The organism is Pseudomonas kribbensis (genome assembly GCF_003352185.1).
In the GTDB taxonomy this organism is placed as follows: Bacteria; Pseudomonadota; Gammaproteobacteria; order Pseudomonadales; family Pseudomonadaceae; genus Aquipseudomonas; species Aquipseudomonas kribbensis.
This window is the reverse complement of sequence record NZ_CP029608.1, coordinates 891,303-909,516: the sequence shown is the minus strand read 5'-3', so window position 1 is coordinate 909,516 and position 18,214 is coordinate 891,303. Positions and strand designations below refer to the sequence as shown.

The following is an 18,214-nucleotide window of genomic DNA, read 5'->3' as shown; positions in this document are numbered from 1 at the left end:
GCGAACGACCGCAGTCCACAGAACAGGCCCCGAACAATCGGGGCTTTTCCTCCATTCGGTTGCCCGTCCTGACGGCCAGCGAAGTCGGGATCCCTCAGTTCAAGGAGATTCATATGAAACGTTCTGTACTGTTAGGTCTGTTCGTTACTGCCTCGATGATGGCTTCCACGTCCTTTGCTGCAGACAAGCCTGCCGACCTGTGCGATGCCAACATCCAGACCATCAACAATGCCAAGGGGCAGCTGTCTTCGTCGCCCGAACTGAGCCAGCGTGCTGAAACCAGCGTGCAAAAGGCCCAGGCGCTCAAGGCCCAGGGCAAGATCGATGACTGTGTTGCGGAAACCTCGCAAACCATTCTGGAACTGCGCAAATCCACCGGCACCAACAATTGATCCAGGCCCGGCCAACCTTCGGGTTGGCCTTGCGAGCCGTTTGGCGTACACTGCGCGTGCTTGTTGCTCGAACAGATGTACCGGGCAATGAGTTCGGGGCCGTTTAGGATTCGACGCCGGTTGCGAAACTCTAGGTGCATGCCGACTTGGTAACAGAAGTCGTAAATCCACTGTTGCAACTTCTTATAGTTGCCAATGACGACCAATACGGTGCTGCTCTCGCTGCTTAATTGCAGCTGACATGCACTCCTGGTGCCTTCGGGCCCAGCAATCATCAGGGGATGTCTGTAAACCCGAAATGATTGTCATATAGAACAGAATCGCCGTGCAGTACGTTGTGGACGAAGCGGCTAAAACTTACACAACTCGCCCAAAGCACCCTGCCCGTCGGGTCGCTGAGGGTTAACTTAATAGACACGGCTACGCATGTAGTACCGACAGCGGAGTACTGGCGGACGGGGGTTCAAATCCCCCCGGCTCCACCAACTCTCAACGACAAGGCCCGCCAAGTGCGGGCCTTGTCGCATCTGGGGATTTTTATCCGGAGAGCTCATGCGCCAGGCACTGTTGATCATCGACGTACAACCCTGCTTTTCCCCGCCGCAATGGCTGGTCGACGGCATTCAATCGCTGATCGGCAAACTGCCGAGCGTCGCCACGGTCGAACGTCACGACGAAAGCCGCACCCCTTTCCAGCGACAGATCGGCTGGCACCCCGCGCCGGACGATGACAGCCTGATCCCTGCGGATCGTATTTTCATCAAGTACGGTTATGCGCCGTCGCCGGACACGATCGAGTACCTGAAAAGTCTTAATCTGGATCGCGTGCTGGTTTGTGGCCTGCAGACCGAGACTTGCTGCCTCGCTGCTGGATTTGCGCTGTTTGATGCTGGGTTGCAGCCGACGTTGCTGATGGATCTGACGGTGGGTTCGTCGCTGGATCGTTCGGGTGGGCTGGGTGTGCGGCTGTGGGAACATCACTTCAAGCACACACTGTCGTCGAGTGAACTTCGCTCCTGCCTGCAGGCGTCCCAGGAAGTGTCCTGCAGCACGCGTCGACTTTCATGAACTGGTTCAAGGTGCTTCCGAGCGCTAGTCTTCGCGCTCCGCTGCGAGCCGGCAGATGGTTTGCCAAAGGAGTTCGCCGGGAGCATGAAACCATAGAGCTCAGTCATGAAAAAGACACGCGAAGCCAATTGAAAAAGGGGAGAGATTGATTTCATTCATAATAAATCTGTCCCCTTTTCCGCTTATAAATCTGTCCCCTTTTCCGTCGCCCCCTTTTCCGTCTTCTTCTATCTGCATGCGCTGCTTGTAGATGGCCACGACTTTCGATGGGTTCCATTGATCTTTCGGCAGGTTACTGGCCAAAAACCAGGGCTCGCGTTCACGGATGGCTGACTGCCTGCTGAGTTTGTTTTTGGCGATTGAGCCCGTGACAAGCTGGTGTTTGCGACCCTTCGCTGAATGCCTGACACAGTACAAATGGATGAAGTGCGGAGCACTTTGGGTCATCTCGATCCGCCCCAGTGATTTCGGTGACGCCGATGCCAGGGTGTAAAGGTTTATAACCGGCAGCCAAGTGTGTGCGTCGCTACGATAGAGGTCTCGGTTACGCACTCGCCCCACGTAATACCAGCCTTTTGCCTCGACAGCTTTGATCCACGGGCGGCGAAAACCCGCATCAGCTACAAGGATCGAAACGCAGTCTTAGGGGAGCATTTCGGCCAACACCTGCAGCCGCCGATCTTTGAAAATTGACGTCAAGACGTCTTTGCGTCAGAATCATCCTCTATTGGAGGAAGGTATGACGCGAATAGCACCAGGTTGCATTAGGGATTCAATCTTTGATTTTTTATCGACTACTGATTCAGCACCAATCAAAGAGATACATAAAGCTGTTGAAACCCGATTAGGCACCGTAGCTCAGTCTTCGGTTCGCTCATATTTAAACTTAAATGAGCCTGAGGTTTTTGAAAGAGTCGAAAGAGGAAGATATAAGTTAGCTGGACGTACCTCCCCTCAGATCGAACTTTTAAAAGAACAACCTACCTTCAACTTTGATAAATCCAGCCTTGTTTCATCTGATTGCTTCGATTGGCTCCGTGAACAGCCTTCGAAATCAGTCCATGCGATTGTGACTGATCCGCCCTATGGGTTGGTTGAGTATACAAACGCTGAGCAAGCTAAGCTGCGAGCGGGTAAAGGTGGGGTATGGCGCATACCTCCAGCGTTCGACGGTCATCAACGAGCGCCTCTGCCTAGGTTCACCACCTTAACGGATGGTGATCGAGACGCGATGCATGTTTTCTTCTTAGATTTAGCCCGGCACATCGCTAGGGTGGCAGTCCCAGGAGCGAATATCGTTGTTGCATCCAACCCTTTGCTTGCTCATATTGTCGCATCTGCGATGAGTGAGGGTGGCTTAGAGTTAAGGGGCTACATTAGTCGTCTGGTGATGACAATGCGGGGTGGCGATAGACCAAAAAACGCCCATGAAGAATTCTCAGGTGTCAGCGTTATGCCCCGCTCCATGCATGAGCCTTGGGTAGTCCTACGCGCCCCACTAGAAGGTCGAGTGCAGGACAACCTGAGAAAATGGGGCACTGGTGGATTCAGGCGTATTTCTGAAGATAGACCTTTTGGCGATGTCATCCGGTCTCACCCGACTCCCGCAAGCGAAAAGCGTATTGCACCCCACCCCTCATTAAAGCCTCAAGGTTTTTTGAGACAACTGGTCCGAGCCTCATTACCTTTGAGTGAGGGGATTGTTTACGACCCATTTGCAGGATCAGGATCTACCCTGGCAGCTGCGAATGCCGTTGGATATCAAAGCATCGGCACCGAGCGAGATGGGGACTATTTCCGGCTCGCCACAGAAGCGATACCTCAGCTCAGTAAACTAAAAATCAAGGATATTGACACAGTTTGAATCAGTGAGCATTCTCCATTGCTTTGCTTGGACGGCGAAGCAATGGATAGGCAGCAAGTACTTGACGCAATGATTCGCGACTTCCGTGGCGAGGGTGCTGGTAAACCGAGGAAATACATTGGCGGCCTCCTCCCTGCCTTCTGTGATTTTTTGATTGAGCTGGAGACCTACAAAAAACGCTACTCCTCCCTCTCCAAGCTATTTGTCGATTACCCACAGATTACGGATGGTGTTTCCACTTTAACCGTGGCGCTGCCTGGTGGTGGGCAGAAAACCATTCGACCCGCCTATGAGCGGTACCACCACCTCTATATTGTCGACCATCACCGACTCGACTACCCACGCTCCCAACCTTATGCAACGGGAAAATGGGGCGACTACCGGCAATGGCTCGACGCTTTAGTTGGTATGTCTAAAGAAGATCTTAAATGGATCATCGCCGCGACAGTTGCCTTTGTACTCAACGAGCTTAAAGATCAGAGCTTTGACCCAAGCACAGTTAAAGTTGAGCCCCCTATTTTTAAGTGGCTCCTTGAAAGCTTCGATTTTTCTGCCCGGGCGAAGGGCGAACCTACAGGTGCTGCATTTCAAGCGATGGTGTTTGGATATATTCGAGCAGACGCTCCGCACTTGCAGGTTGAGGCACGCAAAGCTAGAGCAGGTTCGGCTCGCACACAAGGAATTGGAGACATTGACGCTTGGGAGGGCGATAAGCTAGTTATCTCGGCCGAAGTAAAACATTTTGTTGTATCAGAAAAAGACATTGGATCATTCGCCCATTTCTCATCCTCAGTATCAGAGCGCGCCGCTTTAGGGATGATTGTTTCTGAAAATTATGTTTCAGGGGCTAGAGAGTCGATAGCTGCTCTCGGTATTCATGCACTATCTCGAACAGATCTCCTTCACATTGTTTCACTATGGGACCCACTGAAGCAGCGCGCAGCGCTGAATGCATTTCAATGGGTAGTAGTTCACAAAGAACAAAATTCCGGACTAATTGAAAGAGTCAACAAATTCCTAGAATCAGTCGGATATATTTAAGCTCGTCAAATTTAACAGCCGATGAAAATCGAACCAAATCGACCGTCATCAACAACTAACTGACCCATACTAATTATATTTTCGCAGCCTGTTAAAACCTGTGAATTTTATGATTTTTATGTGAACCACTCAGTTCTAGCTGCAGTGTCGTAGACACTCCAAGGAACTTCAATCTCCTATTCCAAGATGGGAGATTTTAGCTCTCGCCGTCGTGCCAATTCTTGGGATGAGCTCCGACGAGAGAGCTATGACCGCAAACCCGTCGATACACTCTAGCTGGATGGCTCCTACGGCGATGGGGCAAGCCTGGCGTCGAATACGGAGCAACTCACCGCAAACCCGATCACAGGAGTAAGAATATGGATGCATCATTCCATTTGGCACCCCAAATAGAATATTAGCCAATATAACTTTTTTACTTAGTGCGTTGCTGGAGGAATTCAACTTACCCCGGCCCACCAACTCTCAACGACAAGGCCCGCCAAGTGCGGGCCTTGTCGCATCTGGGGATTCATATCCAGAGAGCTCATGCACCTGGCGCTGTTGATCATCGACGTACAACCCTGCTTCTCCGCCACCCTGGCTGGTTGAGGGCATTCGGTCGCTTATCGGAGCGCTTCCAAGCGTCGCCAAGGTAGAACGTCACGATGAAAGCCCCCCTGCAGCGTCAGCTTGGCTGGGACCCCGCGTCGGACGATGACAGCCTGTTCGTCGCAGACCACATCTTTATCAAATACGGTTATACGCCGGGTTGCAGCCGACGTTGCTAACCGATCTAACCGTGGGATCTTCGCTGGATCGTTCGGGTGGATCGTTCGGGTGAATTGGGCGTGAAGTTATGGGAGCACCACTTCGGGAACGCGCTGACGGTGAGCGAGCTCCAACCCTCACTGCCAGCATCCTAGGAAATTTCCCTCAACCCGCGTCGACTTCCATGAACTAGCCCCCCCCTTCCCCACCCGGTTACCCTCCACCCCTCGCAACAAACAGGTGAACGGCACTACCCCGCCGAAGCGCAAGGATCACCCCTCACATGGAGTCCGGTCATGAAAAAAGACACCCCCGATCCATCCGAAAATTCCCCGGTTGCCGAGTCCAGGACGATCTCGACTTCCGAACGGCCAATTACCGTTGCCCGCAGGCGCAATTCCCGGCTCCTTCCGGTCGATCAGATCTTCAGCGTGCGTCCCGACGTCGATCTGGTCACGCTGTTGACCCACGCCAGCCAGAATCTCGCGGCGCTCAATATGATGGCGCATGATCTCGTCCATCGACCGGATGAGGTGCAACGGGCGCGGATCGTTGCGATGCATCAGTTGGCGGGGTTGGCGGAGATGCTGGTCAGCAGCGCCCTGAGCAAACTTGACCCACTGCAGCAGGCGGCCGATTCGAAGCCGGTTATCTGCCACTGACCCTCTTGAAAGAGCCGAAATCAGGCGACTTGGCGTCTTGAACGAAGGTGCTGCGAGATGAATTTTTCTTCACTGCTCCGCTTCCGCCAAAGCTGTAAAGTCCGCTCGCTCATTCAAGAAACTACGGTTCGCCCGCTCTCCTGCGGGCTTTTTTTTGCCCGGGTTTTGGCCACGCGTTTGTGTTTTCCCGCCCACCGCGCAATTCTGGCGATCAACCCCGATCCCCGGAGCCCCCAATGCCGCTGTTGACCCTCCCCTGCCAACGCCTGACGCTCGCGGTGCTCTCCCCGGACCAAGCGTCTCTGGAAAGCGATTTCTACCAACGCAACCAACGCCATCTCGCCCCGTGGTCACCGATCCGCACCACCGATTATTTCTCCACCGAACAGATCCGCCGACGCCTCGAAGTCCAGGCCAGCGCTTTCGATGCCGGGTTGGCGGTGCATATGGCGCTGCTGACTCCCGACGGCCAGCAAATGATCGGCGCCTGCAATTTCAGCGGGATCATTCGTGGCGCGTTCCAGGCGTGTTATCTGGGTTATCACATCGATGCAGCTCATCAGGGTCAGGGTTTGATGCAAGAGGCGCTGGAGTCCGCCATCGCGTACATGTTCGAGACCCAGAATCTGCACCGGATCATGGCCAATTACATTCCCGGCAATGAACGCAGTGCGCGGTTGCTTGAGCGCCTTGGGTTCGAGAAAGAAGGCTACGCCAAGGCGTATCTGAACATTGCCGGGCGTTGGCAGGATCATGTGCTGACGGCTCTGGTCAACCCGGGGTTTGAAGCGCCGGATCAGCGCTGGTCGCGACGACTCGCGTGAGTTTCACAATTTGTTAAGCATTGACGAAGTATGCTCACGCCTCTCGCCCCTTCCGGTTAACTGAAACCTATGTCGTCGCGTGCCGTCACTTCCCTGTTCCTGCTTGCCGCCCTGCTGTTTTTCTTCGCGTTGGGTAACCATCAATTGCAAGGCTCCACCGAGGCCCGTGTCGCCGGCATCGCCATGGAGATGCATCTGGACGATGACTGGGTGACGCCACGTCTGTTCGGTGAACCGTTTCTGGAAAAACCACCGCTGAGTCTGTGGCTGGACGCCGGCGCGATGCGCGTGTTCGGTGTTTCGCCGTGGGCGGTGCGGCTGGCGTCGGCGGTGGCCGGTCTGCTCAGTGTGATGATTCTGTACGGCATGCTGCGGCGCTTCGGACGGCCGAAAGCGATCGCGTGGACGGCGGGGATTCTGCTGGCGACCATGGCCAGTTACTGGAGCAACGTGCGCGGGGTTGGCGAGGATGCGTTGCTCGCACTCGGCGTGACCACGGCGTTGCTGGCGTTTTTCCAGGCGCAACGCGCTTCGACGCCGGGTAATTCGTTGCTGTTTATCGTCGGGATTGCCATCGCTACCCTGAGCAAAGGCGTGCTCGGTCTGGCGATGCCGGGGGTGGTGATTTTCGCTTACCTGCTGGCCGACAACCTGATGGACAAGCGCTTCAAACTGACCGAGTGGCTGCGGCCCGGTTTGTTGACCGCGCTCGGGCTGATTCCGCTGCTGATCTGGCTCGCGGTGCTCTATCAGCACGGCGGCGCCCAGGCGGTCAGAGAAGTCTTGCTGACCAACAGCGTCGGGCGTTTCAGCGGTTCCTTCGTCGAAGCCGGGCACTATGAGCCGTTCTACTACTACATCGCCAAACTGCCTGAAGCGTTCCTGCCCTGGAACATTCTGGTGTACCTGGGGCTGTGGCATTTCCGTAAACAATTGAAGGCCAATCGTTACCTGCTGTTTTTCAGCCTGTGGATCGTTGCGCAGTTCGTCATGCTGACCCTGGCGTCGAGCAAGCGCACCGTGTACCTGATGTCGATGACGCCAGCGGCGGCAGTGATTGCGGCCGAATATGCAGGCGTACTGTTCGACAGGTTGAAGGACCGTAACAGCGGGTTTGTCGGATGGATCGCCCGTCATCGTCAGGCATTGGCGGCCGGTATCCTGACCGTGGTGATCGCCAGCTACCTCGGTGCCGCGCAATGGGCACTGCCGAAGGCGGACAAGGAATTGTCGTTCCTGCCACTGACCGAACATATCCAGAGCCTGCAAGCCAGCGGACATCAGGTCGCGCTGTTCCAGGCCAACGAACGGGTCGGCGGCGCCAGCGTGTTCTACACCCAGAGCGTCCTCAAGGGCCTGGATACCGATGCGCAACTGAAGGATTTCCTCAGTGCCTCGCCTTCGAACATCGCGGTGATGTCGGGGGACAGCGAGCCCGCCGCCCCGTTGAAAGTCCTCAAGACCATGATGGTCGGGCGCCAGGCGTACTACTTCGTAGGCTATTGATACAGCGATGCACAAACGAAAAACCCGCCGGTGATGGCGGGTTTTTCATTTCAATCGCGACGCTTCAGAGAGTTGCCTCAGGCTGTGCACTGAACACCTGTCGCTCACGCTTGCTCAACACCGGCAACTCCAGACGCGCCCGTCCATAAAACGCCAGCGCCGTCAGCAAACACGCCAGCCAGACGAAGATACCGGCCCAGAACGTGTGGGACATGTAGTGCCAGCCCTGCAGGACGCGTGTGGTGCCGTAGACGAAACCGAGCAGCAGCGAGCCCCACAACAAGGCGCTGGAGAAGCGCCACTGATAACGCCGCGCGGCAAAATACAGCGCCAGCATGGTGAACCCGCCGGAGGCGTGTCCGCCCGGCCAGCAACGGCCGTCACCGGCTTCATGGAACAGCTGAAAATTGTTGTACCACTCGATGTGCGCCATCTTGCCGCCGTACAGCGTCGTCTCGATCGGGCAGTAAACGCTGGTGTGGGCCTTGAGGAAGTGAATCACCCCGGTGCACACCGCGAACGCCACCACCACAAACAGAAAATCCCGGCGATGGTCAGCGGCAAAGCGCAGCACAGGCGCCACTTTGCAGCGCTCGAGAAACCCGGCGAGGCCCGGGCGCTTCTGCGGATTGACCAACGGCCAGACCACCGACAGCATCGCACCGACCAAGGCAATTTCAGCAGTCCAGTTCGGAATGATCCGCGCCCACTTGTGGGTCAGCGTTTCAAAGAAGTGAATCTTGTCGAGGGGGAAGGTATTGGTCAGGGGATCGAACAGCAGATTACTGAAGGCGATGTCGATGTTCGTCATGTCGAACATCAGAAACACCACAGCAGCACAAAACAGCGGGATACCGAAGTTGTAAGCGTAAAAGCGAGCACTCATCGGGTGGACACCGTGCGCCAGTCGGAGGCCTCGATGAAACCGAGCATTTTCGGAGCCGCCGGGTTGGCCGCGGAAACGAACAGTGAGGAACCATAACCAAGGGTCGAGTTAGGTACCTTGAGGTCTTTTTCCAGCTGCGCCATGCATTCGCTGTGGGTGACCAGGATCAGGTTGCGCCCCGGGACCTTGTGCGCGAGCGCATCCTGCAACATGCGACCCTTGCAGCTGATCAGCCAGTCTTCGCCGGTCGTCGCGTGGTTGAACATGTAACCGGCGGTCTGCACGGTGCGGGTCATCGGGCTGTTGTAGATGTCGGCATGGTTCAGGCCCAGGTGTTCGAACTGTGCGCCGACGGCGACCGCGACACTGCGCGAACGGTCGGTGATGCCGTCATTGCCGCTCAGGCACGGCGCCGGGGAGTGATCGCAGCGCTCGACATGACGCACCAGCACGATCATGTCGCCCTTGGCCCAACCGGCCGCCAACGCCTGTGCACCGGCCACATTGCCGTGGGCCAGATCAGGCACCGCCGCCGGGGCCAGCAGCCACAGGGTCAATGGCACCACCAGCGCCAAGGTTGCCAGAACAACCCCGGTGTTCCGAAAACGGGCCAAACCGCTCAGGTCGATCGAGCGTTTGACGCCGAACAGACTCAGTCTCAATTCCACAAAAATCCGCCTCGCCAGTTCGCAGCACTGTCATTTGATCCGGCGAAGGTACAGAGGCCCCCGTGGGCAGCCAGTGAAAGTCATGTGAAAAAAGTCTTGGGATCCCTTGTTACAAATTCCGTCGGACAAAATCCTTTCAGCTCTCGGATTTGCGGCCGATACAGTCCTGCTAACACCCTTGCTGGCTCAAAAAAACAACAATCTTCCAGCCTGACCGACGATCAAGACGCACAACGTTTTCTGGAGGAATTGTGATGAATAGCTGGTTCGGCAACATCAGCGTGAACCTCAAACTGGGGCTGGGTTTCGGTCTCGTCCTGGCCCTGACCTGCATCCTTGCCCTGACCGGCTGGACCAGCCTCGGCGGCCTGATTGACCGCAGCAACTGGATGAGCGACATCACCCAGCTGAACGCCGGCCTGACCAAGCTGCGCGTGGTGCGCCTGCAATACATGCTGACCAACGGCGATGAAACCGCCGCGCAGAACGTGCAGACCACCCTCGACGGTTTCGCTGCACAGCAACAAGCGCTGATCGGCAAGTTCAAGAGCCCGGAGAACGTCAAGCTGCTCAAGGAGCAGGCGGCGACCATCGCCGAGTACCAGACGTCCCTGAACAAGATGCGCAACGCCTACCGCACCGGCAACACCGCGCGCGACACCATGGCCGCCAATGCCGAGACCGCGTACAACCTGATCGAGTCGATCAGCAACCGCGTGCAGCAAATGCCGCTGAGCGATACACGTTTCGAACAGTTCCAGGCCATCACCGAAGCCAAGGAAGCGTTCATCCTGGCGCGCTATGAAGTGCGCGGCTACACCGCCACCGCCAATGCCGACACCGAGCAGAAAGCCGTCGGTCAACTGGATGTGGCCATCGCCAGCCTGAAACAGCTGAGCGTGCATTTCTCCAGCACCCAGCAAGACACCCTGCGTCAGCTGGAAACAGCGCTGACCAACTACCGCAGTGCCTTGCAGGCGTTCAAGAACGCCAACAGCGAAGCGGTGCAGGCACGCAAGGAAATGACCGATCAGGGCGCCACCATCGTGACCCTGAGCGAGCAGATGTATCAGATCCAGCTCGATCGTCGTGACATGGAAAGCGCTCAAGCCCGCACCCTGCAACTGATCAGCACTCTGCTGGCGTTGCTGGTGGGCGTCATCGCGGCGTTCATCATCACCCGCCAGATCACCCGTCCGTTGCAGGAAACCATGGCCGTGGTCGAGCGGATCGCCAGCGGCGACCTGAGCCACAACGTGATCGTCACCCGCCGCGACGAACTCGGTGTGCTGCAACAAGGCATCGCGCGCATGGGCGTGACCCTGCGCGACCTGATCAGCGGCATCCGCGACGGCGTGACCCAGATCGCCAGCGCCGCTGAAGAGTTGTCGGCTGTCACCGAACAGACCAGCGCCGGCGTGAACAGCCAGAAGGTCGAGACCGATCAGGTGGCCACCGCCATGCACGAGATGACTGCCACCGTGCAGGAAGTCGCGCGCAACGCCGAAGAAGCCTCGCAAGCCGCGGCCGCCGCTGATGGCGAAGCCCGCGAAGGCGACAAAGTGGTGAACGAAGCCATCGCCCAGATCGAGCGTCTGGCCAGCGAAGTGGTGCGATCCACCGAAGCCATGAGCGTGCTGCAACAGGAAAGCGACAAGATCGGCAGCGTCATGGACGTGATCAAGGCCGTGGCCGAACAGACCAACCTGCTGGCCCTCAACGCCGCCATCGAAGCCGCCCGTGCCGGTGAAGCCGGTCGCGGTTTTGCCGTGGTCGCCGACGAAGTCCGTGGCCTGGCCCAGCGCACGCAGAAATCCACCGAAGAAATCGAAGGCCTGGTGGCCGGTCTGCAAAACGGCACGCAACAGGTGTCCGCCGTGATGAACAACAGCCGCGCCCTGACCGACAGCAGCGTCGCCCTGACCCGCAAGGCCGGTGACTCCCTGGAAAACATCACCCGCACGGTGTCGAACATCCAGTCGATGAACCAGCAGATCGCCGCAGCCGCCGAACAGCAAAGCGCCGTGGCCGAAGAAATCAGCCGCAGCATCATCAACGTCCGCGACGTGTCGGAGCAGACGGCAGCGGCGAGTGATGAGACGGCCAAGTCGAGTGTTGAACTGGCTCGGTTGGGTGGTCAGTTGCAGCAGATGGTGAGTCATTTCCGCGTGTAAGAACTGCACACGAAAGCCGATGTACAAAGAAGGGCAGCTGAAAAGCTGCCCTTCTTTTTTGTCCTGAAATGGCCATCTTCAGGAATTGGATGACGGGTTCTGAATCGCTATTACACACGGTTGGTCAGCGATGTTTAAGGACACGCCGTGATACGTCCCAAAGCCCACAAAACCTTGCGCCGTTGCCTACGGCTACGCCAGAATCCGCCGGCTTGTGCGCCTTGGGCTGGCTGCGTAATTTGATTGCGTCACTGATTTCCAGTGATCGAACTTAGCGGTTCGGCATGCGTTCACGGTTGTACACGTCCGATCCAGTCAGGCATTCGCCTGCACTTGATGGTGGCTGTGCGCATGGCATCTTCGGATGCGCCGGGTTGTGATGCTTACCGGGCCGCTAACTTGCGCACAGCTGCCTCCCTTTTGCTCAGCGGCGAAATGGGCGCAGCCTCATCAGAGGTAAGCATCTATGTTCAAGGTAACGCCAAACCCACCGCTCACCGAACCCACAACCCTCCCGGATCCAACATCCCCCTACGAATGCCCCGGCTCGAAACGCTTCAACGAAGCCGCCGAACGCGCCCTCGATTATCACCTGGGCCCACTCAGCGCCCACATCATGGCCGCGCCCTACAAACCCAACACCCTCTATCAGGCTCACCCCGAAGCCGACACCGAATCCCTGCTGGTGGACGCCAGCGAATCCCTCGGCTCCGCCACCGTCATGCTCAACAATCATGTGGCACTGGTCGAGGGCAGCCACCGCAAGACTCTGCAAGGCATCGCCCAGATCGTGATGATCGCCGAAATGGCCGTTAACCGTGCGCTGGACAAAGTGGTGCCGACTGATTGATACGTGATGTGGCGAGTGCGGTGCACTCGCCATTTTTTACACCCTGTAAAAAGCCCGCCGCCACACTGGTTTTAGTGTGGCGGCGGGCTTTTTGTGAACGTTTATCAGCCGCTGAGATTTTCTGAACGTGATGGCAGATCGAGCTCGACGCCACCCATGGCGCCGAATCGATTGCGTATCCGAGTACCTAACCCGCCAGCTCGGTCAACCGTAGCCAACGCGTTCTCCAGAATCTGCCGCGCTTCATCTTCCATGGAATGGCCGTTTTGGGCGGCAGCGATACGTAGTTGCTCTGTCATCTCCGACGGAAGGGGATAAGGAATCAAAACGGTTTCAGCTTCGTACTCATACACACGATCAGCCACCAACTCCGCAAATCGTGCCGCTGCGTGATCTTCACTGTCAGCATGCGAGTAGAGCTCATCAATCAGCGCCATTCGCCCTTGCAAGTCAGCATCGCTCTTTATCGAGTCATGACAGGCAGATAACAGTTTTTGAAAATCTGTTACCTGATCGCCGAGCTCACCAACCATCTGTGCGATATCAGCTCTGGAGGCATTGGGTTCCGTTGAATCGGACATATTGCGCTGCATGCTTTCGCCTTCAATCTTGTTCGAGGGCGAAATCTATCTCGGATGCTGTTCTGGGTTCAGCAGCTACTTCGTCACACTTTATTGCGCAGTGAATTGATGACTGAATCATCGATGCGCTGGTTCCCCCAAGAGCTACTCCCTCACCCCGCCCACTCTCGAAAGGGTGAGGGAGAAAGGGAGCTGATTCCCGTCGTTTACCGAGTCCCCCGCTGCCGCAACGCCGACGGCATGAAATACGAATCCTCCGGCACCGGTTGCGAGAAGTCGACGGTGGAGGCCTCTTCGTTATCCAGGTTCTGCACGTAGTACCGCCGGGCCTGCAAGTCGTGGAAGACGTCGAGTGCGCTCCAGGTGGTCGGCAGGTCGTAGAAGTTTTTCAGGTAGGCCATCGACACGCGCCACAACTCCCCTCGCCCGTCGTACTGGTCCACCAGTGCGGCACCCCAGCTGTCTTCGTCGAGGAACAGCACTCGCTTGGAATAGACATGCCGCGCGCCCGGCTTGAGTGTGCCTTCCACCACCCAGACGCGGTGCAGCTCGTAGCGGGTGTATTGCGGGTTGAGGTGGCCGGGGGTGAGCAGTTGGGCGTATTTCACGTCGGGGCTGCCGACTTTGTAGTTGTTGTAGGGGATGTAGATTTCCTGCTTGCCCTTGAGCTTCCAGTCGAAGCGGTCGGGCGAGCCGTTGAACAGGTCGGTGTCGTCGGCGGTGCGCAGGCCATCGGAGGAAGCGATCGGCGTGTCGTAGGCGAGGTTCGGCGCACGGCGGACGCGGCGTTGGCCGGCGTCATAGATCCAGGCCTGGCGCGGGTCCTTGAGCTGGTCCAGCGTTTCGTGAACCAGTGCGGCACCACCGGCCAGACGCGCCGGGCTTTTCACGAAGGCGAGGTAGTAGAACAGGATGTTTTTCAGGTCGGCGAACTGGCCGCCCGGGCGGTAGTAGTTGAAGAAGCCTTCCTGCTGCGAGGTCACCAGCGCGAAGCTGCCGTTGCGCTGCACCGGCGCTTCGGAAGCGCGACGGACCACGTAGATGCCGCGATAGCGGGTGATGTGGTTCCACAACACTTCGACGCCATCCTTGGGCACCGGAAACGGCACGCCGCCATAGGCATCGGCGAACCCGCTGCCGCCCTCCAGCAGTTTGGCCGAGGTCGCATTTTTCAGAGTGTTGTCATACAGCCATTGCGGCGCCGAGCCGGACCGGCGCGAGGGATAGACCAGCATCTGGAAGGTGTCGGGGTAGCTGCTGAACAGGGCGATCTGACCGGGGCTGAGATGAGCCTTGTACTGGTCGAGATTGGCCTTGGTGATGGTGAACAGCGGTTTGTCCGCCGCGTACGGATCGGGGTGATGCTGGCCAGGTTTGTAGCCGGTCGGCGCCTGGGTGATGCCGCCGGTCCAGGCCGGGATGGTGCCGGCAGCGTTGCCAGCGCGCTCGGCGCCCATGGGGGTCAGCGAGGTCTTCAGTTGTTCGGCCTGCTGGGGCGAGATGGCCGCCAGTGCGCTTGCGGCGGTTAGGCTCAAGAGCAACGCCAGTGTGGTCTTGGTCAGTCGTGATGCAGGAAACATGTTCGTTCTCCGAATTCAAAAAACCTGTGGACTCACAAGAAATACTTGAGGTTGAACCCGACGTTGTCGCGGTCGCGAATGCCGTTGTTCTGCCCGCCGCCCCAGAACTCGGTGTACTGCAGTTCGGCTTCGAGCTTGTTCTGGTAGTTGGCCTTGACCCCCAGCGTGTACGCCTTGCGCCCGTCGATGGCGTTGCCGGCCTGGTAGCTGTTGCCCTTGAAGTCGTCCTTGTAGACGACGTAAGGCGAGACGTTGATCCCGGCGTAGACATCGTTCCAGGTGCCGTTGAACATCACCGTGTAGCTGTAGGAATTGCGGTTGACCTGATCGTCGCGATCGCCGCCGGACACGTACGAAGTGTTGCCGGTGCCGGCGTAGTAACGGGTGCTGCCGTCGTAGGCGGTGTATTGCAGGCTGCTGCCGCGCAGGTGCTCGGAGGCCAGTTCGAAGATGCCGAACATCGAGTCGAACGACAGCGTCGGGCCGAAGTTGTAGATGCTGCCCAACGACGTGTTGAACGCTTCGACGCGCTCGGCGTTGTTGATCTGGCTGTCGAGGGTGACCATTTGCCCGCCGACGTTGATGGCCTTGCCGGACACCGCCGCCGCAGCGCCGTTGGCCAGATCGCCGATCAAATCGTTGGTGGCCGCGATGCCGATGGGCAGGTTCGGTCGATAGGCCAGCTCACCGAATACCGAGGCATTGCCCAGCGTGGTGTTGAAGCTGAAACCGTACATGCGGATGTCTTCGGCATACCGCCGATGAGCCTGGATGTTGCCCATCACATCGGCAGTCGCCAGCCCGTTGGCCAGGGCCCCGGCCTGACTGCCGGCGACACTGGAAAGCATGTTGGTCAGGGCATTCATGTCGATGCCCTTGTAGCCACCGAGGTCGGCGGCAATGGTCGGTTCCTTGGCGTGGTAGTTGACCATGTACAGGCCGAACTCGGTGCTGTTGAGTTCTTCGGCGATGTAGCGAAAGGCAAAGCCGAACTGGCCGTCGTTGCGTGCGTTGTAGTCCTTGCCGATGGACGCCACTTTCAGGGTGTTGCCGTAGGCCGGGGTCACGCCGTTGGCGTAGAGGCCGGTGGATTTCAACGCCGGGCCCAGCATCGGGTTGTTGCCCAGTGCGCTGTACAGGCCGATGACATTGCCGAACCCCGGCACCGGTGTATCGAGGGCAGTGCCGCTGAAGTTGTTGTAAGCGGTGTTGCCGCCGTCGGCGAACAGATCGGTCTGCGAGTAGAAGGTGCCGACCGGGTCGATGCGGGTTTCCTTCCAGTTGGTCTGGTAGAAGCTCTCCATCGTCAGGCTGTCGGTCAGGCCGATGTTGAAGCTGACCGCCTCCACCGGCATCAGCACTTCCTTGACCTCGGCACCGGGCAAGCGGTACTTGGCGGCGTCCACCGGGTTGGTGGTGTTGATCCCGCCGCGATAGAAAATCCCCTCGCCCCAGTTGAACACCTGACGCCCTACCCGCGCCGTCACCGGCATTTGCGCAACGTCCCAACTGCCGTGAACGTAGGCGTCAAGCATCTCGATCCGGCTGCCGGCGATGTCGCGGGTCTGGCTGGTGAAACGGTCGTCCTGGGGATAACTCTGGCTCGGCTGCGACGGGCTGTTGTTGTGGTAGTAGTCGTTGCGCTTGTCCATCAACTGGGTGTCGTAGAACGCCGTGCCGCGCAGGAACATCCCGTAGTTCTGGTAGTTGGCCTCCAGCTCCGAAGTGATCTTGTACACCTCGGAAACCAGCCCGGTGTCGAAATTGCGATTGCCGTCGTTGGTGTTGACGTCATCGTTGTTCTTGTCCCGGCCCTGAACCCGCCACAAGCGGCCATAGGACAGAGTCGTGTCGAGTGAGCCGGTGACCTGATTGTCCAGCACGCTGAACTCGGCGGCCTGCACCGCATCGACTGCGCAGAGTTGCAGCAGCCCTGCCAAACCGACACCGGGGAGCGCTACGCCAGACAGGCGCAATCGAGTGTTGATCATCTGTTCCTCCTTCCCTGTTCTTATTGTTGTGTGTTGCCGCGATGCTCAAGGCGCCAGTCCCGCGCTGACATAAATCCGGCTATGGGCGCCGAAATGGCCGAGCAGTTTGAGCAGTTGCCGGTTGAGCTCCGGATGGTCGAAATTCTCTTGCTGCAACTGATTGCCGGCACTGAAGTCGCTAGTGACCGGCGCCGTTTCCAGCCACTGGCCGATGGCTTCGTCGAAGGCGGCGGAGTCATCGACCGACTCGGCACTCACCACTTCGCGCAAATAGTCCACGGAGTACGGCGGGTAATGCGCGTCCCCGGCGGGATTGGCGTAAGCATCGAGCATCGGATGCGGCTGACCGGCGCGCAGCACGCGCCGCAGCCAGGTCGACTGGTATTTCTCGACTTCCATGTGGCGGGTCGCGACCCGTTCGATGGACGCCTGTTTGTCTTCCGCAAAACCGGCCAGCGCCTTGCCCTCCAGCAGCAGAAGGCTCGGCAGTTCGACGCCGGGCAACGGCTTGGCGTGATACGGCTGGGTCAGGTCCTGAACGTGGTGCAGGCCCCAGCCGAGAAAGCGATAACCCCAGTAGGAATGCCCCGTGGCAAACGCCAGTCGCGCCAGCCCCATGTATTGATACGCGCGCCAGTCCGGCCAGCTGCGTTCGAGAAATCCGGCAGCCGCATACACCACCGGGCTCTCATGGAAGAAGCCCATGTGAAACGGTGCCTGGGAGCTGTACTGGAAGCGTGCATCGCCAAACGGCTGCGGACCGAAGCCGTACAACGCGGCGACTTCACCGGGGTTGTCGCTGAACAGATTGATGTCATGACCGTAGTCCGGCTCATCGGCGGCGCTGGCCAACACGGCCAGGGGCGCGACTTTTTCGTGATCGGCCACGCGAATGAACCGCTGGCGATTCCACGGCGAAAGCGTCTGTTCGACCATCACCTGATCGGCTTGCAGATGCTCGCGCTCGGGCAGGTCCTTGCCCGGCAACGGCTGGATGACCATCGCCAGATGGATCAGCGGATTGATCCGCAGTGCAGTGAGGAAGTCGTGGCGCAGATTGTCGCTCGGCGCGGCGGGCAACCTGAGGTTGTCAGGGCGCGGCGGGTATTGCTTGAAGTGTTCACGGGCGAAGCGTTCCTGCTCATCGAGCAACGCGACGATGGCCGGGTATTGTTGTGAGAGAAACTGTTCCAGCGGTTCGACTTCAACGGGCGACGCATCGCGCAACGCCGGCAGATCCTGCAACGCCAGGTAGCTGCCCACCGTATGGTTCGACCAGCCCCACGCCGTGGGGGCCATTGCGCAAAGCAGCAGGAGGGAGATCAGCTTCATTGCTTCTGGTTCTTGTTATGTGTGCCGTGGGGATCGAGCCTAACA

At 58.1% G+C, this 18,214-nt stretch carries 16 protein-coding genes, 1 other RNA gene and 2 pseudogenes; 12 read left to right on the top strand and 7 right to left on the bottom strand.

The genetic code is table 11. The annotated features are described in order from the left end of the window. The first annotated feature begins 113 nt into the window (after nucleotides 1–113). The 3 genes from DLD99_RS04100 (at nucleotide 114) to DLD99_RS04090 (ending at nucleotide 1,460) form a co-directional block, all read left to right on the top strand. Nucleotides 114–392 (top strand): hypothetical protein, encoded by a 279-nt coding sequence (locus DLD99_RS04100; protein ID WP_085711868.1) that lies wholly within the window; start codon nucleotides 114–116, stop codon nucleotides 390–392. 95 nt (nucleotides 393–487) lie between these two features. Next, nucleotides 488–877: a transfer-messenger RNA gene (ssrA, locus tag DLD99_RS04095) on the top strand. A gap of 67 nt (nucleotides 878–944) precedes the next feature. Continuing rightward, a complete protein-coding gene (locus DLD99_RS04090) occupies nucleotides 945–1,460 on the top strand; it encodes a cysteine hydrolase family protein (protein WP_114881369.1) in 516 nt (171 codons plus the stop codon). Nucleotides 1,461–1,559: 99 nt separating this feature from the next. Here the strand turns inward: DLD99_RS04090 and DLD99_RS04085 are convergent, their stop codons facing one another. Beyond that, the gene (locus tag DLD99_RS04085) at nucleotides 1,560–2,054 is read right to left on the bottom strand and encodes a transposase (RefSeq protein WP_425273010.1); all 495 of its coding nucleotides are present in this window, start codon (nucleotides 2,052–2,054) and stop codon (nucleotides 1,560–1,562) included. Nucleotides 2,055–2,199: 145 nt separating this feature from the next. On the opposite strand from DLD99_RS04085, the gene DLD99_RS04080 reads away from it, so the two are divergent. The 6 genes and pseudogenes from DLD99_RS04080 to DLD99_RS04055 all read left to right on the top strand — a co-directional run bounded on the left by DLD99_RS04080 (nucleotide 2,200) and on the right by DLD99_RS04055 (nucleotide 8,107). Further along, nucleotides 2,200–3,324: a DNA-methyltransferase gene (locus tag DLD99_RS04080; protein WP_114881367.1), complete on the top strand. Its 1,125-nt coding sequence runs from the start codon at nucleotides 2,200–2,202 to the stop codon at nucleotides 3,322–3,324. Between the two features lie 42 nt (nucleotides 3,325–3,366). Next, complete coding sequence (locus DLD99_RS04075) at nucleotides 3,367–4,365, top strand: hypothetical protein (RefSeq protein WP_114881366.1); 999 nt, start codon at nucleotides 3,367–3,369, stop codon at nucleotides 4,363–4,365. A gap of 528 nt (nucleotides 4,366–4,893) precedes the next feature. Then, nucleotides 4,894–5,270 (top strand): annotated as a pseudogene (locus DLD99_RS29340) (hydrolase). Between the two features lie 141 nt (nucleotides 5,271–5,411). Further along, nucleotides 5,412–5,777 carry a DUF6124 family protein gene (locus tag DLD99_RS04065; protein WP_114881365.1) on the top strand — a complete coding sequence of 122 codons (366 nt, stop codon included), beginning with the start codon at nucleotides 5,412–5,414 and terminating at the stop codon, nucleotides 5,775–5,777. Nucleotides 5,778–6,013: 236 nt separating this feature from the next. Then, nucleotides 6,014–6,601 carry a ribosomal protein S5-alanine N-acetyltransferase gene (rimJ, locus tag DLD99_RS04060; protein ID WP_114881364.1) on the top strand — a complete coding sequence of 196 codons (588 nt, stop codon included), beginning with the start codon at nucleotides 6,014–6,016 and terminating at the stop codon, nucleotides 6,599–6,601. A 69-nt stretch (nucleotides 6,602–6,670) separates the two neighbouring features. After that, nucleotides 6,671–8,107, top strand: coding sequence for an ArnT family glycosyltransferase (locus DLD99_RS04055; RefSeq protein ID WP_114881363.1), 1,437 nt, complete (start codon nucleotides 6,671–6,673; stop codon nucleotides 8,105–8,107). A gap of 64 nt (nucleotides 8,108–8,171) precedes the next feature. On the opposite strand, the gene DLD99_RS04050 is transcribed toward DLD99_RS04055, so the two are convergent. Beyond that, a complete protein-coding gene (locus DLD99_RS04050) occupies nucleotides 8,172–8,993 on the bottom strand; it encodes a phosphatase PAP2 family protein (protein ID WP_114881362.1) in 822 nt (273 codons plus the stop codon). Continuing rightward, complete coding sequence (gene pmrG / locus DLD99_RS04045) at nucleotides 8,990–9,661, bottom strand: lipopolysaccharide core heptose(II)-phosphate phosphatase PmrG (protein ID WP_114881361.1); 672 nt, start codon at nucleotides 9,659–9,661, stop codon at nucleotides 8,990–8,992. The genes DLD99_RS04050 and pmrG overlap by 4 nt, the downstream gene beginning before the upstream one ends. A gap of 254 nt (nucleotides 9,662–9,915) precedes the next feature. Here pmrG and DLD99_RS29595 point away from each other — a divergent pair. From DLD99_RS29595 to DLD99_RS04035, 3 genes and pseudogenes are all read left to right on the top strand, one after another. Beyond that, nucleotides 9,916–10,929, top strand: a pseudogene (locus DLD99_RS29595) (methyl-accepting chemotaxis protein); the annotation flags it as partial. A gap of 42 nt (nucleotides 10,930–10,971) precedes the next feature. Then, entirely contained in the window at nucleotides 10,972–11,835 is an 864-nt protein-coding gene (locus DLD99_RS29590) for a methyl-accepting chemotaxis protein (RefSeq protein WP_371321019.1), read from the top strand. 466 nt (nucleotides 11,836–12,301) lie between these two features. Further along, nucleotides 12,302–12,685: a DUF6124 family protein gene (locus DLD99_RS04035; protein WP_114881359.1), complete on the top strand. Its 384-nt coding sequence runs from the start codon at nucleotides 12,302–12,304 to the stop codon at nucleotides 12,683–12,685. A gap of 104 nt (nucleotides 12,686–12,789) precedes the next feature. Here the strand turns inward: DLD99_RS04035 and DLD99_RS04030 are convergent, their stop codons facing one another. The 4 genes from DLD99_RS04030 to DLD99_RS04015 form a co-directional block, all read right to left on the bottom strand. Continuing rightward, complete coding sequence (locus DLD99_RS04030) at nucleotides 12,790–12,984, bottom strand: FitA-like ribbon-helix-helix domain-containing protein (RefSeq protein ID WP_114886581.1); 195 nt, start codon at nucleotides 12,982–12,984, stop codon at nucleotides 12,790–12,792. Nucleotides 12,985–13,472: 488 nt separating this feature from the next. Next, nucleotides 13,473–14,846, bottom strand: coding sequence for a DUF1329 domain-containing protein (locus DLD99_RS04025; protein WP_114881358.1), 1,374 nt, complete (start codon nucleotides 14,844–14,846; stop codon nucleotides 13,473–13,475). A gap of 32 nt (nucleotides 14,847–14,878) precedes the next feature. Beyond that, on the bottom strand, nucleotides 14,879–16,837 hold the full coding sequence (locus DLD99_RS04020) for a DUF1302 domain-containing protein (protein WP_114881357.1): 1,959 nt from the start codon (nucleotides 16,835–16,837) through the stop codon (nucleotides 14,879–14,881). Nucleotides 16,838–16,882: 45 nt separating this feature from the next. After that, entirely contained in the window at nucleotides 16,883–18,169 is a 1,287-nt protein-coding gene (locus DLD99_RS04015; RefSeq protein ID WP_114881356.1) for a phospholipase C/P1 nuclease family protein, read from the bottom strand. Between the last annotated feature and the right edge of the window lie 45 nt (nucleotides 18,170–18,214).

Excerpts from the sequence above, each read along its gene's own strand:
- DLD99_RS04025 (WP_114881358.1), bottom strand. The coding sequence starts at position 14,846 with ATGTTTCCTGCATCACGACTGACCAAGACCACACTGGCGTTGCTCTTG.
- rimJ (WP_114881364.1), top strand. The coding sequence starts at position 6,014 with ATGCCGCTGTTGACCCTCCCCTGCCAACGCCTGACGCTCGCGGTGCTC.
- DLD99_RS04065 (WP_114881365.1), top strand. The coding sequence starts at position 5,412 with ATGAAAAAAGACACCCCCGATCCATCCGAAAATTCCCCGGTTGCCGAG.
- DLD99_RS04035 (WP_114881359.1), top strand. The coding sequence starts at position 12,302 with ATGTTCAAGGTAACGCCAAACCCACCGCTCACCGAACCCACAACCCTC.
- DLD99_RS04015 (WP_114881356.1), bottom strand. The coding sequence starts at position 18,169 with ATGAAGCTGATCTCCCTCCTGCTGCTTTGCGCAATGGCCCCCACGGCG.
- DLD99_RS04050 (WP_114881362.1), bottom strand. The coding sequence starts at position 8,993 with ATGAGTGCTCGCTTTTACGCTTACAACTTCGGTATCCCGCTGTTTTGT.
- DLD99_RS04055 (WP_114881363.1), top strand. The coding sequence starts at position 6,671 with ATGTCGTCGCGTGCCGTCACTTCCCTGTTCCTGCTTGCCGCCCTGCTG.
- DLD99_RS29590 (WP_371321019.1), top strand. The coding sequence starts at position 10,972 with ATGGGCGTGACCCTGCGCGACCTGATCAGCGGCATCCGCGACGGCGTG.
- DLD99_RS04020 (WP_114881357.1), bottom strand. The coding sequence starts at position 16,837 with ATGATCAACACTCGATTGCGCCTGTCTGGCGTAGCGCTCCCCGGTGTC.
- DLD99_RS04080 (WP_114881367.1), top strand. The coding sequence starts at position 2,200 with ATGACGCGAATAGCACCAGGTTGCATTAGGGATTCAATCTTTGATTTT.
- DLD99_RS04075 (WP_114881366.1), top strand. The coding sequence starts at position 3,367 with ATGGATAGGCAGCAAGTACTTGACGCAATGATTCGCGACTTCCGTGGC.
- DLD99_RS04030 (WP_114886581.1), bottom strand. The coding sequence starts at position 12,984 with ATGACAGAGCAACTACGTATCGCTGCCGCCCAAAACGGCCATTCCATG.
- DLD99_RS04090 (WP_114881369.1), top strand. The coding sequence starts at position 945 with ATGCGCCAGGCACTGTTGATCATCGACGTACAACCCTGCTTTTCCCCG.
- DLD99_RS04100 (WP_085711868.1), top strand. The coding sequence starts at position 114 with ATGAAACGTTCTGTACTGTTAGGTCTGTTCGTTACTGCCTCGATGATG.